This is a genomic window from Streptomyces sp. NPDC049915 (assembly GCF_040656475.1).
In the GTDB taxonomy this organism is placed as follows: domain Bacteria; phylum Actinomycetota; class Actinomycetes; order Streptomycetales; family Streptomycetaceae; genus Streptomyces.
Genome location: NZ_JBFAMH010000002.1, coordinates 349,566 through 363,830, shown reverse-complemented (window position 1 = coordinate 363,830; position 14,265 = coordinate 349,566). Strand labels below are relative to the sequence as shown.

The 14,265-nt window shown below is 70.1% G+C and carries 15 protein-coding genes and 1 pseudogene; 10 read left to right on the top strand and 6 right to left on the bottom strand.

The genetic code is table 11. The annotated features are described in order from the left end of the window. Positions 1-7: 7 nt before the first annotated feature. The 4 genes from AB0J12_RS04020 to AB0J12_RS04005 are packed head-to-tail and all read left to right on the top strand — an operon-like array spanning position 8 to position 4,234. Complete coding sequence (locus tag AB0J12_RS04020; protein ID WP_363262588.1) at positions 8-1,360, top strand: sugar ABC transporter substrate-binding protein; 1,353 nt, start codon at positions 8-10, stop codon at positions 1,358-1,360. Then, positions 1,360-2,307 (top strand): sugar ABC transporter permease, encoded by a 948-nt coding sequence (locus tag AB0J12_RS04015; RefSeq protein ID WP_363262587.1) that lies wholly within the window; start codon positions 1,360-1,362, stop codon positions 2,305-2,307. The genes AB0J12_RS04020 and AB0J12_RS04015 overlap by 1 nt, the downstream gene beginning before the upstream one ends. Beyond that, the gene (locus AB0J12_RS04010) at positions 2,304-3,212 is read left to right on the top strand and encodes a carbohydrate ABC transporter permease (RefSeq protein ID WP_363262586.1); all 909 of its coding nucleotides are present in this window, start codon (positions 2,304-2,306) and stop codon (positions 3,210-3,212) included. The genes AB0J12_RS04015 and AB0J12_RS04010 overlap by 4 nt, the downstream gene beginning before the upstream one ends. A gap of 41 nt (positions 3,213-3,253) precedes the next feature. Then, positions 3,254-4,234 (top strand): hydroxyacid dehydrogenase, encoded by a 981-nt coding sequence (locus tag AB0J12_RS04005; protein WP_363262747.1) that lies wholly within the window; start codon positions 3,254-3,256, stop codon positions 4,232-4,234. 137 nt (positions 4,235-4,371) lie between these two features. On the opposite strand, the gene sodN is transcribed toward AB0J12_RS04005, so the two are convergent. Then, on the bottom strand, positions 4,372-4,767 hold the full coding sequence (gene sodN, locus AB0J12_RS04000) for a superoxide dismutase, Ni (protein WP_103781377.1): 396 nt from the start codon (positions 4,765-4,767) through the stop codon (positions 4,372-4,374). Between the two features lie 145 nt (positions 4,768-4,912). Between sodN and sodX the strand changes: the two genes are divergently transcribed. Then, positions 4,913-5,356: a nickel-type superoxide dismutase maturation protease gene (gene sodX / locus AB0J12_RS03995; protein WP_363262746.1), complete on the top strand. Its 444-nt coding sequence runs from the start codon at positions 4,913-4,915 to the stop codon at positions 5,354-5,356. Here the strand turns inward: sodX and AB0J12_RS03990 are convergent. After that, positions 5,260-5,889, bottom strand: coding sequence for a CGNR zinc finger domain-containing protein (locus AB0J12_RS03990; protein WP_363262585.1), 630 nt, complete (start codon positions 5,887-5,889; stop codon positions 5,260-5,262). The two genes, sodX and AB0J12_RS03990, sit on opposite strands and share 97 nt — an antisense overlap. A gap of 176 nt (positions 5,890-6,065) precedes the next feature. On the opposite strand from AB0J12_RS03990, the pseudogene AB0J12_RS03985 reads away from it, so the two are divergent. Further along, a pseudogene (locus tag AB0J12_RS03985) lies at positions 6,066-6,176 on the top strand (SAM-dependent methyltransferase); the annotation flags it as partial. 83 nt (positions 6,177-6,259) lie between these two features. Here the strand turns inward: AB0J12_RS03985 and AB0J12_RS03980 are convergent. From AB0J12_RS03980 to AB0J12_RS03970, 3 genes are all read right to left on the bottom strand, one after another. Next, positions 6,260-7,021, bottom strand: a complete 762-nt coding sequence (locus AB0J12_RS03980; RefSeq protein ID WP_363262745.1) for an amino acid ABC transporter ATP-binding protein — start codon at positions 7,019-7,021, stop codon at positions 6,260-6,262. A 77-nt stretch (positions 7,022-7,098) separates the two neighbouring features. After that, the gene (locus AB0J12_RS03975) at positions 7,099-8,037 is read right to left on the bottom strand and encodes an amino acid ABC transporter permease (RefSeq protein WP_363262584.1); all 939 of its coding nucleotides are present in this window, start codon (positions 8,035-8,037) and stop codon (positions 7,099-7,101) included. Positions 8,038-8,073: 36 nt separating this feature from the next. Next, entirely contained in the window at positions 8,074-9,039 is a 966-nt protein-coding gene (locus tag AB0J12_RS03970) for an ABC transporter substrate-binding protein (protein ID WP_363262583.1), read from the bottom strand. A gap of 584 nt (positions 9,040-9,623) precedes the next feature. Between AB0J12_RS03970 and AB0J12_RS03965 the strand changes: the two genes are divergently transcribed. The 4 genes from AB0J12_RS03965 (at position 9,624) to AB0J12_RS03950 (ending at position 13,204) form a co-directional block, all read left to right on the top strand. Beyond that, positions 9,624-10,847, top strand: a complete 1,224-nt coding sequence (locus AB0J12_RS03965; RefSeq protein WP_363262582.1) for an NADP-dependent malic enzyme — start codon at positions 9,624-9,626, stop codon at positions 10,845-10,847. A 511-nt stretch (positions 10,848-11,358) separates the two neighbouring features. Continuing rightward, on the top strand, positions 11,359-12,324 hold the full coding sequence (locus AB0J12_RS03960; protein WP_363262581.1) for a zinc-binding dehydrogenase: 966 nt from the start codon (positions 11,359-11,361) through the stop codon (positions 12,322-12,324). 104 nt (positions 12,325-12,428) lie between these two features. After that, positions 12,429-12,638, top strand: a complete 210-nt coding sequence (locus tag AB0J12_RS03955) for an HTH domain-containing protein (RefSeq protein ID WP_363262580.1) — start codon at positions 12,429-12,431, stop codon at positions 12,636-12,638. Next, entirely contained in the window at positions 12,638-13,204 is a 567-nt protein-coding gene (locus AB0J12_RS03950) for a Clp protease N-terminal domain-containing protein (protein ID WP_363262579.1), read from the top strand. The genes AB0J12_RS03955 and AB0J12_RS03950 overlap by 1 nt, the downstream gene beginning before the upstream one ends. A gap of 13 nt (positions 13,205-13,217) precedes the next feature. Here the strand turns inward: AB0J12_RS03950 and AB0J12_RS03945 are convergent, their stop codons facing one another. After that, a complete protein-coding gene (locus tag AB0J12_RS03945) occupies positions 13,218-14,264 on the bottom strand; it encodes a helix-turn-helix transcriptional regulator (protein WP_363262578.1) in 1,047 nt (348 codons plus the stop codon). Position 14,265: the final 1 nt, after the last annotated feature.

The window sequence follows — 14,265 nt, the reverse complement described above, 5'->3', positions numbered from 1 at the left end:
TGCGCCCATGACTTCCTCCGCCACCTCTCCCAGAGCCACCTCACGCAGAGTCCGCTCCACCGCCCTCGCCGTCGCCACCGCCCTGTCGCTCGCCACGCTCGCCGCCTGCGGGCCGGGCGAGGACGCGGACGCCGGCGCCGCCGGCAAGAACGGTCCGGTGACGATCACGTTCTGGGGCTGGGCCAAGGGCACCAAGGACGTCGTGGATGCCTTCAACGCGGCGCAGCAGGACGTGAAGGTGCAGTTCCAGGAGATCCCTTCCGGCAACGCCGGCGGCTACGCCAAGATCTCCAACGCGGTGAAGGCGGGCAACGCACCCGACGTGTTCAACGTGGAGTACCCGCAGCTGCCGGACTTCGTCAGCCAGGGCGCCGTCAAGGACATCAGCACACTGGTCCCCGCCGGCCTCAAAGCCAAGTACCTGCCGCAGGCCGTGCAGCTGACCACGCTCGGCGGATCGACCTGGGCGCTGCCGCTGGACGCCGCGCCGCAGACCTTCTACTACCGCAAGGACGTCTTCGCCACGGCGCACATCACCGCGCCGCCCAAGACGTGGGCCGAGTTCCGCGCCGACGCCGAGAAGATCAAGAAGGCCGACCCCAAGGCCCGTATCGCCACCTTCTTCCCCGACGACCCCAGCACCTTCGAGGCGATGGCCTGGCAGGCGGGCGCGCAGTGGTTCAAGACCGAGGGCGACTCCTGGAAGGTGAACTTCACCGACTCCGCGACCCGGCAGACCGCCGACTACTGGCAGAAGATGATCGACGACGATCTGATCGACGTCGCCCCGTCCTTCTCCCAGCAGTGGACCGCCGCCCTGCAGAAGGGGCAGACCGTCGGCTACCTCGGCGCCAGCTGGGGTGCCGGCGTGCTCGGCTCCACGCTGCCGGACCAGACCGGCAAGTGGGCGGCCGCGCCGATCCCGACCGCCGACGGCAACCCCGCCGGCGGCATGCTCGGCGGCTCCACCTTCGCCGTGTCCAAGGACAGCAAGAAGGCCGAGGCCGCGGTGAAGTTCGCCGAGTGGGCGACCACCACCGAGGCCGGCATCAAGGCCCGTATCGCCAGTGGCACCTCCTCCGCCTACCCGGCCGCGCCCGCGCTCGTCCCGGTCGCCAAGGGCTCCTTCAAGGGAGCGCTGTTCGCCGGGCAGGACGTCTACACGCTCTTCCAGGACGCCGCGAAGTCCATTCGAACCGACTGGAGCTGGGGCCCGGCCATGGGCGTCACCAACAACTCCCTGAAGGACTCCTTCGCCGGCATCAAGGGCGGCAAGGGCAGCATCTTCGACAGCGTCACGGGCGCCCAGACCGCGACCACCAAGGAACTGGGCAACCGCGGCATCAAGGTGACCGGCTGATGGTCGCCCCGACGCTGCCCCGCGGCAGCGCCCCTGCCTCCCGCCCCGCCCGCCGGCGCGGGAGGCCCGGCGCCCCGGCGGTCCTGCTGCTGCCGTTCTTCCTGCTCTTCACCGCCTGCACGCTCGTCCCCATCGGCAACGCCGTCTACCTGAGCCTCTACCGCGAGCGCCGCTCCGGTCTCGGCTTCGGCGGCGTACGGCGCGTCTTCACCGGCCTCGGCAACTACACCGACGCCCTCGGCGACGCCGCCTTCCGCGACGGCTTCCTCAACCTGGCGCTGTACTGCGCGCTGTACATCCCGCTCATGCTGGGCCTGTCCCTGCTGCTGGCGCTGCTGCTCGACTCCACCCTCGCCCGTGCCCGGCGCTTCTTCCAGCTGGCGCTGTTCCTGCCGCACGCCGTGCCCGGCATCATCGCCGCCCTGGTGTGGATGTACCTGTACACGCCCGGTGTGAGCCCGGTGATCGGCGCCCTGAACTCCGGCGGCATCGAGGCCGACCTGCTCGGCCACCCGGTCCCGGCGGTCGTCAACATCGCGCTGTGGGAGTGGGCCGGCTACAACCTCGTCATCTTCTTCGCCGCGCTCCAGGCCATCCCGCGCGAGGTGCTGGAAGCCTCGGTCGTCGACGGCGCCGGCCCCCTGCGCACCGCGCTGAGCATCAAACTCCCGCTGATCCGGCCCTCGCTCGCCATGGTCGGCCTGTTCACCGTGATCGGCTCGCTCCAGCTGTTCACCGAGCCGACGATCCTGCACGGCGCGGCCCCCGGCGTCGTCACCACCTGGACGCCCAACATGTACGCCTACACCGCGGCCTTCGAACGCAACGACTACGGACTCGCCGCGGCGGCCTCCGTCCTGCTCGCCCTCGCCGCCGCCGTGCTGTCCTTCGTGGTCACCCGGCTGACGGGCGGCCGCGGCGCCAAGCCGAAGGGAGCGAAGGCATGAGCACCGCCGCACCCGTACGGCCGCAGCCGCTGAAGACCCCCGCGCACGACACCCCGGCGCCCGGCCGCAGCCCCTGGTCGCTGTCCAAGGCGGCCGTCAACGGCATCCTGCTGCTGGCCACCGCCTACACCCTCTTCCCGCTGCTGTGGCTGCTGACCGCCGCCGCCAAGAACACCGGCGACCTGCTCGGCGGGCGGACCCTGTCGCCGTCGCGCCGGCACCTCGGCGACAACCTCGCGAACCTCGCAGCGACCGGCGACGGCGTGTACTTCCGCTGGTACCTCAACTCCCTGCTGTACGCCGGTGCCGGCGCGCTGCTGTGCGGGCTGATCTGCGTCGCGGCGGGGTACGCCTTCCACGTCTCGCGTTTTCCCGGCAAGGAGAAGCTCTTCGGCCTCGTGCTGCTCGGCGTGCTGGTGCCGACCACCGCGCTCGCCCTGCCGATGTATCTGCTCGCCTCCAAGACGGGCCTGGTCAACACGTTCTGGGCGGTGTTCCTGCCCTCCCTGGTCAACCCGTTCGGCGTGTACCTGGCCCGTGTCTTCTGCGCCGGATACGTGCCCGGCGAGGTGCTGGAGGCCGCGCGCATGGACGGCGCCGGTGAGCTGCGGATCTTCTGGTCGATCGGGCTGCGGATGGTGATGCCGGGGTTCGTGACGATCTGCCTGTTCCAGTTCACGGCGATCTGGAACAACTTCTTCCTGCCGCTGGTGATGCTGTCCGACACCAAGCTCTTCCCGGTCAGCCTCGGCCTGTACGCCTGGAACACGCAGACGCACTCGTTCCCCGAGTACTACCCGCTCGTGGTGACCGGTTCCCTGCTCGCCGTGATCCCGCTCGTCGTCGCCTTCGTGGCGCTGCAGCGGTTCTGGAAGGCGGGCCTGACCGCGGGGGCCGTCAAGTGACCTTCTTCCCGGACCGCCGCCGCCCGCGAGCCCTGCTCGCCATGCACGCCGACCTGGCGGCCAAGCTCATCGACCCACCGACCCTGACCCGGCTGACCGACCTCGCGGACCTCGACCCCAAGCTGGTCGTCGAGGACTTCACCGAACCCCGGGCGGCGGCCGTGCTCCGGGACACCGAGGTCATCGTCAGCAGCTGGGGCTGCCCGCCGCTGACGGCGGAGGTGCTGGCCGAGGCTCCCCGGCTGCGGGCGGTCGTCCACGCGGCCGGCTCCGTCAAGCACCACATCACCGAGGCCTGCTGGCAACGCGGCCTCCAGGTCACGTCCGCGGCCTGGGCGAACGCCCTGCCGGTCGCGGAGTACACCGTCGCCCTGATCCTGCTCGCGGGCAAACAGCTCCTGCGCATCCGCGACGACTACCGGCGCCGCCGCGCCCCGCACGACTGGCAGGGCGCCTACGCACAGGCCGGCAACCACCGCCGTACGGTCGGCATCGTCGGCGCCTCCCGCATCGGCCGCCGCGTCCTGGACCTGCTGCGCCCGCACGACCTGGACATCCTCCTGTACGACCCCTACGTCCCGCCCGCCGAGGCCAGGGCGCTGGGTGCGCGGGCGGTCGGCCTCGACGAGCTGTGCGCCGCGTCGGACGTGGTCAGCGTGCACGCCCCGGAACTGCCCGAGACCCGGCACCTGATCGACGCGGACCGGCTGGCGCTCATGCACACCGGCGCCACGCTCATCAACACCTCCCGCGGCTCCCTCGTCGACCAGGACGCGCTGACCGAGGAGCTGACCGCGGGCCGCCTCGACGCGGTCCTCGACGTGACCGTGCCGGAGGTCCTGCCTCCCGACTCCCCGCTCTACGACCTGCCCAACGTGCTCCTGACCCCGCACATCGCGGGCTCCCTCGGCAACGAGCTGCACCGCATGGCCGCGGCCGCGGCGGACGAACTGGAGCGCTACGCCACGGGCCGCCCCTTCGCCCACCCCGTGAGCCGGGCGGAGTGGCACCGCTCGGCGTGAGCGGGCACTTCGTGAGCGCCGTGATGAAAAAAGACCGCACCCGGGCCGTCAGGGCGCCTGTGCGGCGCGCTGCGGACCGGGTGCGGGCAGGAGACGCTGCGGCCGAAACGACCGCAGGTCAGAAGGCGTAAGAAAGATCAGGCCTTCTTGGTCTCCCAGAAGATCTTGTCGATCTCGGCGATCAGCTCCAGGGCCTTCTCACCGGTCTTCGGGTCGGTGGAGGCCTTGGCGGCCGACAGGGCCTTCAGGGTGTCGTTGACCAGCTGGTGCAGCTGCGGGTACTTCTCGAAGTGCGGGGCCTTGAAGTAGTCGCTCCACAGCACGGAGACGTGATGCTTCGCGAGCTCGGCGCGCTGCTCCTTGATGACCGTGGCACGAGCCTGGAAGTGCGGGTCGTCGTTGCCGGCCATCTTCTCCTGCACGGCCTTCACCGACTCCGCCTCGATGCGGGCCTGGGCCGGGTCGTACACGCCGCAGGGCAGGTCGCAGTGCGCGCTGACCTTGACCTTGGGGGCAAACAGGCGGGAAAGCATGGAGCATTCCTTCCTCGTGATCGTCTTCTCAGGTGGGACATTACTCCCTGTGGCACGGGTTTTCGCGGGTGCCCCCTTGGGCTTAGGACAAAAGTCCAGGGTCAGACTGGGACTGGTGGACGATCGGACCGGGGAGGTACGGGTGATGCCGGAGCTGTCGCAGGGCACCGAGCAGGGCAGGGGCGCCGAACCGCCCTTCGGCTGGGTGGAGGTCACGGGCCCGTCGATGGTGCCGACGCTGTACCACGGCGACCAGCTGCTGGTGCGGTACGGGAGCCGGGTCCGCCCGGGCCACATCATCGTCCTGCGCCATCCGCTGCAGCAGAACCTGCTGGTGGTCAAGCGCGCGGCCGAGCGCCGTGAGGGCGGCTGGTGGGTGCTCGCCGACAACGCCTTCGGCACGACCACCGACAGCGAGGACTTCGGCGTCGTACCGGACGAGCTGATCGTGGGCCGGGTGCTGTTCCGCTTCCGCCGCCCGCCCGAGCCGGATCAGCGTTCGCCGCTGGCCGTGGTGCGCTGGGCGGTGTCGGCCGCCAGGCCCGTGTTCGCCGACCGGTCGGCCTCCAGGCGCTTGCGGGCCCGGTAGGCGGCGACGTTGGCGCGGGTGGCGCAGCGGTCGGAGCAGTAGCGCCGGGAGCGGTTGGTCGAGGTGTCCAGGAAGGCGTTGCGGCAGGGCGCGGCCTCGCACAGGCCCAGGCGGTCCACGCCGTACTCCGTCAGGTGGAACGCCAGGCCCATCGCGGCGATGGCGGCGTAGCCGGCCGTCGCGTTGGACGGGTGGTCGGCCAGATGCATGTGCCACAGCGGGCGGCCGTCGTCGTCGCGGTGGTCGTGGCCGGAGACCTGGGGGCTGACCGGGAACTCCAGCAGCAGCGCGTTCAGCAGGTCCACCGCACGGGTCTCGTCGCCCTCGTCGGCGGCCTCGAAGACCGCGCGCAGCCGCGCCCGTACCGAGCGGAACCGGGTGACGTCCGCGTCGGTGGCCCGGCGGGCCGCCGACTGGTTGACGCCGAACAGCTCCCGGACGGCCTCCACCGAGGTCAGGCAGTCCTTGCCGCGGGCCGGTTCCTCGCTGTTCACGAGCCGTACGGCGTAATCCGAGTAATAGGCCAGTTCCACCTGTAGTCCTTACGAAGGCGCTCTATGGTCGTGGGTGCGGTCGGGTAACAGCCGGTCGTGGTTACAGGGTATTACGGTCATCCCGGACGGAGGGGCGGCGATGACGGACACCGGCTCGCCGGCCGGGCGGCCGAGATCCCGGCTGCGCCGGCCCCTGCCGGCCTTCTGGCGGCAGCCTCGTCCGGCGCGGCGGCGTCTTCCTCGACGCGGACCACATGATCGACGACGGCACGCCCAGGATCAACGCGGACGAGGGGATCCGGCGCCGCGCCCGCACGGATCAGGCCATGCGCCCGTAGCCGGGAGACGCCGAGGGGCGGTACGGCCAGGCCGTACCGCCCCTCGCGCATGCGCGCCTACAGCACCTCGCCTACAGCACCTTGGACAGGAAGGACTTCGTCCGGTCGTGCTGCGGGTTGGTCAGGACGTCGCGCGGGTGGCCGGACTCGACCACCACACCACCGTCCATGAAGACCAGGCTGTCGCCCACCTCGCGGGCGAAGCCCATCTCGTGCGTGACGACGACCATCGTCATGCCCGACTCGGCCAGGTCCCGCATGACGTCGAGGACGTCACCCACGAGCTCGGGGTCCAGCGCCGAGGTCGGCTCGTCGAACAGCATCAGCTTCGGGTCCATCGCCAGCGCCCGGGCGATCGCCACCCGCTGCTGCTGGCCGCCGGAGAGCTGCGAGGGGTAGCTGCGCGCCTTGTCGGCCAGGCCCACGCGCTCCAGCAGCTGCAGGGCGCGCTCCCGCGCCTGTGTCTTGCCGGCGCCCTTGACCTGCATCGGCGCTTCCATGACGTTCTCGACGGCCGTCATGTGCGGGAAGAGGTTGAACCGCTGGAACACCATGCCGATGTCCCGGCGCTTGCGCGCGACCTCGCTGTCCTTCAGCTCGTACAGCTTGTCGCCCTTCTGGCGGTAGCCGACCAGCTCGCCGTCGACGTAGAGCCGGCCGGCGTTGACCTTCTCGAGGTGGTTGATGCACCGCAGGAAGGTCGACTTGCCCGAGCCGGACGGGCCGATCAGGCAGAACACCTCGCCCTGCTTGACCTCGAGGTTGATGCCCTTGAGCACCTCGAGCGCGCCGAAGTTCTTGTGGACGCCTTCGGCCTTCACCATCGGGACGATGGATTTCTTGGGGGCGGCGTCCGCCTTGTCGGTCTTCACCGTCTCGTTGGCCTTGTCGGTCTTCGCGATCTTCTCGGTCATGCCGTGGCTCCCTTCCGGCCGGACAGGGAGAGCACGTTCGCCTTGACCTTCTGCCACGGCGTGGCCGGCAGCTGGCGGCTGGAGCCGCGGGCGTAGTAACGCTCCAGGTAGTACTGGCCCACGCTGAACACCGAGGTCAGCAGCAGGTACCAGGCGGCGGCCAGGAACAGCATCTCGGCCGGGGCGCCTGAGGTCTGGCCGATGTCTTGCGCGACGCGCAACAACTCGGAGTACTGGACGACCGAGACCAGCGAGGTCGTCTTCAGCATGTTGATGACCTCGTTGCCCGTCGGCGGCACGATCACGCGCATCGCCTGCGGGATCACGATCCGGCGCAGCGTCTTGCTGTGGCTCATGCCCAGCGCGTGCGCCGCCTCCGTCTGGCCCTCGTCGACCGCGAGCAGACCGGCGCGGCAGATCTCCGCCATGTACGCGGCCTCGTTGAGGCCGAGGCCGAGCAGCGCGGTCAGGAACGGGGTCATGAAGTCCGACCACTCGTCCTTGTAGATCGGCCCGAGGTTGATGTACTCGAAGACCAGACCCAGGTTGAACCAGACGATCAGCTGGACCAGGACCGGGGTGCCCCGGAAGAACCAGATGTAGAACCACGCGATCGACGAGGTCACCGGGTTCTTCGACAGCCGCATCACCGCGAGCACGATGCCGCCGACCACGCCGATGAGCATCGAGAGGATGGTCAGCAGCAGAGTGTTGCCCACGCCGGTGAGCACACGGTGGTTGAAGAAGTAGTCCGGGATCGCGCCCCAGTTGATCTTGCCCTGGGAGAACGCGTAGACGATGCCGCCCAGCAGGGCGACTGCGATGACGGCCGAGATGTACCGCCCGTAGTGACGGACCGGGATGGCCTTGATGGCCTCCGGGCCGGCCGGCGGGGTGGCCGCCGGTTCCGTCGTCTTGTCTATGTCAACAGTCACGGGTGCTGCCTTTCAGTGCCCGCAGGAATCGAGCGGTCACTTGCCGCCGTTGACGGTGGCCTGCTTCACGGCGCCGGCCGTGACGCCCCACTTCTGGAGGATCTTGTTGTAATCGCCGTTCTTGATGATCGCGTCCAGCGCGGTCTTCAGGGCGTCGCGCACCTGCGTGTTGGCCTTGGCGACGGCGATGCCGTACGGGGCGGCCTCGACCTGGCCGCCGACGATCTGGAAGTCGTTGCCACCGCCGGAGGTCTTCACCGCGTACGCGGCGACCGGGAAGTCGGAGGAGCCGGCGTTGGCGCCGCCCGCGCGCAGGCGGGTCTGGGCCTGCTGGTCGGTGTCGAAGGCCTCGATCGACAGGGTCTTGCCGGCCGGGCACTTCTTCGCCTCGCCCTTGGCGAGGTCCTCGGAGGTCGTGCCGCGCTGCACCACGATCTTCTTGCCGCACAGGTCGGCCCAGGACTTGATGCCCTGGTCCTTGCCCTTCTGGGTGTAGATCGAGACACCGGCGGTGAAGTAGTCGACGAAGTCCACGCCCTCGCCGACCTTCTTGCCGGTGTCGGAGTCGATGCCCTGCTGGCGGTCCTTGGTGTCGGTCATCGCGGACATGGCGATGTCGTAGCGCTTGGAGCGCAGACCGGTGATCAGGGTGTCGAAGGTGCCGTTCTGGAACTCGAACTTCACGCCGAGCTGCTTGCCCAGGGCGTCGGCGATGTCCGGGTCGATGCCGGCCGTGTTGCCGGAGCTGTCCCGGAACTCCACCGGCGCGTACGCGATGTCCGAGCCGACCTTGATGACACCCTTGTCACGGACGGCCTTGGGGAGCAGATCGGCGAGCGGGGCGTTGGTGGTGGAGGCCCCGCCGCTGCTCTGGGAACCGGTGTCCTTCTTGGTCTGGTCACCACAGCCGGTGAGCAGCAGTGCGCCTGCGACCGCGATCGCACCGACCGCTGCTAGCCGTGAGTGCGCGGCGGTCGTACGACGGGTGGAGCTTGCGGTCATCGTGGGTTCCTCCGGCGGGATGGATGGTGCCGATGGTTGACGGCAATGCCGATGGGTCGACGAGAACACACACCTTCGAGTGTCGCGACCTCGTGTGATTACGGCATCTTGCCATTCGGACTCCGACATTCAGGTGACTCGCCATGTCAAAATCGGATAACGGGCGACACCCGAACCGCACCAGTCCGGTACATCACGGCGCACCTTCTGCGGGAATCTGGGCTTCCGGCCGGAAGATCTTCGGTCCATCTCACCATGCGGGCGCCCGCCTCGGCGTGATCGTGTCCGTTTGAGTGCGGGTTGAGCATTTGTCCAGACCTTGTCCGCATATTCGGCCATCAGCGAAGTCGCGCCATGCGGCTGACGTGTGACCTTCGCGGTATCGACTCGTCGGCGACACCGTCCGTCGGGTAAGAAGGTTCTTTACACCCCTCATCCGGGGCTCAGGGCGCGTGTGCGGCGCGCCCGTCGCGTAGGTGCCCGTACGCATCAGTCAAACCGGGCCGTACGCGGTGCCCGCCCGCCCCTCACCAGGGGCGGTTACAAAACCCTCAAACCATGAATACTTAAGGGGTAAAGAGAAAGTGGCAGCGGAGATCGTCAATCCTCGCAGCGAGAGCAAAGCGGATCAGGAGGGCGGTGCGGAGCCCCTCGATTCCTTCGATCCTGCGTTCGCCCTGCACCGCGGCGGCAAGATGGCCGTGCAGGCCACCGTGCCGATCCGTGACAAGGACGACCTGTCCCTCGCGTACACCCCCGGCGTCGCGCGCGTGTGCACCGCGATCGCGGAGCAGCCGGACCTTGTCAACGACTACACCTGGAAGTCGTCCGTGGTCGCCGTGGTGACCGACGGCACGGCGGTGCTGGGACTCGGGGACATCGGCCCCGAAGCCTCCCTTCCGGTCATGGAGGGGAAGGCGATCCTCTTCAAGCAGTTCGGCGGCGTCGACGCGGTGCCGATCGCGCTCGCCTGCACCGACGTCGACGAGATCGTCGAGACCGTGGTGCGCCTCGCGCCGTCCTTCGGTGGTGTGAACCTCGAGGACATCTCGGCGCCGCGGTGCTTCGAGATCGAGCGGAAGCTGCAGGAGCGGCTGGACATCCCGATCTTCCACGACGACCAGCACGGTACGGCCGTGGTGACGCTGGCGGCGCTGCGGAACGCCGCGCGGCTGAGCGGGCGGGAGATCGGGCAGCTGCGCGCCGTCATCTCCGGCGCGGGTGCGGCCGGTGTGGCCATCGCGAAGATGCTGATCGAGGCCGGGATCGGGGACGTGGCCGTCACCGACCGCAAGGGTGTCGTGTCCGCGGACCGCGAGGACCTGACGTCCGTGAAGCGGGAGCTGGCCTCGTTCACGAACAAGGCCGGGCTGAGCGGATCGCTCGAGGAGGCGCTGGCCGGCGCCGACGTGTTCATCGGCGTCTCCGGCGGCACGGTGCCGGAGGCCGCTGTGGCGTCCATGGCCGAGGGTGCGTTCGTGTTCGCCATGGCCAACCCGAACCCGGAGGTCCACCCCGACATCGCGCACAAGTACGCGGCGGTGGTGGCGACCGGTCGGTCCGACTTCCCGAACCAGATCAACAACGTGCTGGCGTTCCCGGGCATCTTCGCGGGCGCGCTGCAGGTGCGGGCCACGCGGATCACGGAAGGCATGAAGATCGCGGCGGCTGAGGCGCTGGCGGCGGTGGTCGGGGACGACCTGGCCGCGGACTACGTCATCCCGTCGCCCTTCGACGAGCGGGTGGCTCCGGCCGTCACGGCGGCGGTTGCGGCTGCGGCTCGGGCGGAGGGGGTGGCGCGGCGGTAGCGCTGCGCTGGCTTGACCGGGTTGACCGGCTTGGCTGATGACCCCGTCCTGGGTGGGCGGGGTCATTTCGTTGCCGGGGGTCGTTGGTCGTCTGCGGTTGTCGTTGTGGCCGGTCGCGCCGTTCCCCGCGCCCCTTTTTGTGCCTGCGGCGGCCCGTTGCGGTGTGTGGGTGGCTGGTGTCGCGCCTGTGGTGCGTTGTGGGTCGGGGCCGGGGTTGGGGGGGTGTCCGTCCTCGGTCCGGCCGCCCGTTTCCGACGAGGGGCGCCCTGTGCCGGTGCCGGCCGCTGCGGGCGGACACCCCCCACCCCGTCCCCTTCCCGCCGTACGCGGGTGCGGCAACGCCGTGGCGCGCGCCATCGGCGCAGCCACCCCCGGCCAGGTGGGGCAGAGGGCGCCACGAGATGCCGCGTGCGCAGGTCAACACGTCCGTCGTGGTGGTTGTGCGCAAGAGGGTGTGTGTCACAGCGTGCTGTGGTTCCACGCGGGGCGTGGGGAACCTATCGTCGGGGGCATGTTCGCTGTCTATGCCGCTCGAATTGACCGCGACCAGCCGTTGAACGGTCTGGAGTTGGGGGAACGTCCCGCTCCTGAGGTCCGTCCCGGGTGGAGCACCGTCAACGTCAAGGCCGCCTCCCTCAACCATCACGACCTGTGGTCCCTGCGCGGCGTGGGCCTCGCAGAGGACAAGCTGCCGATGATCCTCGGCTGTGACGCCGCCGGTGTCGACGAGGACGGCAACGAGGTCGTCCTGCACTCCGTGATCGGCCAGAGCGGTCACGGCGTCGGGCCCAAGGAGCCCCGGTCGATCCTTACCGAGCGGTATCAGGGGACCTTCGCCGAGCAGGTGGCCGTACCGACGTGGAACGTGCTGCCGAAGCCGAAGGAGCTGTCGTTCGAGGAGGCCGCCTGTCTGCCGACCGCCTGGCTGACGGCCTATCGGATGCTGTTCACCAATGCCGGTGTCCGGCCCGGTGACTCCGTGCTGGTGCAGGGTGCCGGTGGTGGTGTCGCCACCGCCGCGATCGCGCTCGGCAAGGCCGCGGGGCTGCGGGTCTTCGCGACCAGCCGGGACGAGGCCAAGCGCAAGAGGGCGCTGGAGCTGGGGGCCGTAGAGGCCCTGGAGTCCGGGGCGAAGCTGCCGCAGCGGGTGGACGCGGTGATCGAGACCGTGGGCGCCGCCACGTGGTCGCACTCCGTGAAGTCGCTGCGGCCCGGGGGCACGCTCGTCATTTCCGGGGCCACCAGCGGGGACCGGCCCTCGCACGCGGAGCTGACGCGGATCTTCTTCCTCGAACTGAAGATCGTCGGGTCGACCATGGGGACCAAGGACGAGCTGGAGGATCTGCTCGCCTTCTGCGCCGCCACCGGGGTCAGGCCTGTGATCGACGAGGTGCTGCCCATGGAGCGGGCCCGTGAGGGCTTTGAGCGGATCGAGTCCGGGGAGCTGTTCGGGAAGGTCGTGCTCGCCAACTCCTGAGGTTCGGTTCGACTGAGGCGGGTCCGCGTTCGGGCCCGCCTTTTTCGTGCCCTTGGTGTCAACTGTCGTTGACAAGGTCGGGGTGTCAACGTAGGTTGACTGGCATGAGTGAAGCCACCGATCTCGCCGAGCGGGCGGGAGACCGGGACCCGCGGGTGGGCCTGCGGGCCGTCGCGGCGCTGCGTCGGCTACTGGAGCAGTTGGAGGCGGTGCAGGTGCGCAGCGCCCGGAATCAGGGCTGGTCGTGGCAGGAGATCGCCGCGGAGCTCGGACTCAGTAGGCAGGCCGTGCACAAGAAGTACGGGAGGCGTTGATGTTCGAGCGGTTCACCAAGGACGCCCGGGGTGTGGTCCAGGGGGCGGTCGCCTGTGCGGGAAGGGAGGGCGCGCAGACGGTCGGTGCCGGGCATCTGCTGCTCGCGCTGCTCGATCAGGAGGGCAGCCGGGGATCGTTCGCGCTTGCGGCTCTGGGGGGCGATGACTGGCGGGAGTCGGTACGGCGGGACCTGGGGGAGGCGCGGCGGCGGGCCGGGCTGACCCGGGCCGACGCGGACGCGCTGGCGGGGCTGGGTATCGACGTGGAGGAGATCATCGCCCGGGTGGAGGAGGCCCACGGGGTGGGGGCCGTGGCCGGCGACACCAGGGACGGGCGGTGGTGGTCCGGGCAGCGGCCGCGCTTCAGCCGCGAGGCCAAGGACGTACTGGAGAAGTCGTTGCGGATGGCCCTCGCGCGGCGCGACCGGCACATCGGCGACGAGCATCTGCTGCTGGCCCTGACCGTACTGCCGGGGGTGCCGGCCGAGGTGCTCGCCGATCACGGGGTGACGCATGCGTCGGTGACCGGGGTGCTGTACGGCGGGGGAGAGGCGAAGGCCGGCTGAACCGGCCGTCGCGTCATGCCTTCGGGGTGCGCAATATCGCTCCGATGTGGGCCGCCGCCGTGGACAGATGGCGGCGGGCGTCGCGCAGCTGGTCGGCGTCGACGCCGTGGTCGCGGGCCGCGTCGCGGATGTCGTCGCGGAAGCGGTCCAGGAGCCGGTCGAGGTCGCGGGCCGGCTCACCCGTCAGGGGCTCGTGGGCCCAGGAGGGCTCGTAGACGGCCGGGAAGTCCTCCGGTGTCTGCTCGTACTCGGGCTGCGCGTACGGCCTGTCGGAGGCCGTACGGCCCCAGGCGAAGTCCTTGCCGAAGTCGCCGAACTCCTTGGCCAGCTCGGTCAGCCCCTCCTTCACGCCCGTCGGCCAGTCGCCCCGCGCGAAGTGGTCCTGCACCTGCTCCTGCACCCGGCGTGCGGCGCGCTGCAGCTCCTCCTGCGCCTGGGCGCGGGCCCGCTCCTGGGCCTCCTTGGCCTGGCGCCGGGCGCGCTGGGCCTCCTCGCGGGCCCGGCGGCTCTCGTCCTTGGCGCGCCGGGCCTGCTCCTTCCACTCCTGCTTGACGCGGCGCATCTCCTCCTTGGCGGCGCGCCACGCCTCCTTGTCGTCGGCGTCGGCGTCGGCGTCGGCGTCGGTGAGCCCGGACATGTCCGGGGTGTCGTGGGCGCGGCTCGTCCGGCCGCGGCGGGCCTCGCTCGCCGCCGCGCGCATCTCGCGGCGCAGGTCTCCCGCGGCGCCGCGCACGTCGGCGCGGATCTCGGCGGCCAGCTCGGCGACCGACTCGCGGATCTCCAGCTCCAGATCGGCCAGTTCACCGCTGCGGTCGGCCAGCTCGGCGCGGCCGGCGTCGGTGATGGCGTACACCTTGCGACCGCCCTCGGTGGTGTGGGTGACCAGGCCCTCGGCCTCCAGCTTCGCCAGGCGCGGGTAGACGGTGCCGGCCGACGGCGCGTACAGCCCCTGGAAGCGCTCCTCCAGGAGGCGGATCACCTCGTAGCCGTGGCGGGGTGCCTCGTCCAGGAGCTTCAGCAGGTACAGACGCAGGCGGCCGTGGGCGAAGACGGGAGGCATG

What these genes read in the sequence shown, in the direction of transcription:
- AB0J12_RS04015 (WP_363262587.1), top strand. Translation starts at nt 1,360, where the DNA reads ATGGTCGCCCCGACGCTGCCCCGCGGCAGCGCCCCTGCCTCCCGCCCC.
- sodN (WP_103781377.1), bottom strand. Translation starts at nt 4,767, where the DNA reads ATGCTTTCCCGCCTGTTTGCCCCCAAGGTCAAGGTCAGCGCGCACTGC.
- AB0J12_RS03960 (WP_363262581.1), top strand. Translation starts at nt 11,359, where the DNA reads ATGTTCGCTGTCTATGCCGCTCGAATTGACCGCGACCAGCCGTTGAAC.
- sodX (WP_363262746.1), top strand. Translation starts at nt 4,913, where the DNA reads ATGCCGGAGCTGTCGCAGGGCACCGAGCAGGGCAGGGGCGCCGAACCG.
- AB0J12_RS03945 (WP_363262578.1), bottom strand. Translation starts at nt 14,264, where the DNA reads ATGCCTCCCGTCTTCGCCCACGGCCGCCTGCGTCTGTACCTGCTGAAG.
- AB0J12_RS04020 (WP_363262588.1), top strand. Translation starts at nt 8, where the DNA reads ATGACTTCCTCCGCCACCTCTCCCAGAGCCACCTCACGCAGAGTCCGC.
- AB0J12_RS04010 (WP_363262586.1), top strand. Translation starts at nt 2,304, where the DNA reads ATGAGCACCGCCGCACCCGTACGGCCGCAGCCGCTGAAGACCCCCGCG.
- AB0J12_RS03955 (WP_363262580.1), top strand. Translation starts at nt 12,429, where the DNA reads ATGAGTGAAGCCACCGATCTCGCCGAGCGGGCGGGAGACCGGGACCCG.
- AB0J12_RS03970 (WP_363262583.1), bottom strand. Translation starts at nt 9,039, where the DNA reads ATGACCGCAAGCTCCACCCGTCGTACGACCGCCGCGCACTCACGGCTA.
- AB0J12_RS03950 (WP_363262579.1), top strand. Translation starts at nt 12,638, where the DNA reads ATGTTCGAGCGGTTCACCAAGGACGCCCGGGGTGTGGTCCAGGGGGCG.
- AB0J12_RS04005 (WP_363262747.1), top strand. Translation starts at nt 3,254, where the DNA reads ATGCACGCCGACCTGGCGGCCAAGCTCATCGACCCACCGACCCTGACC.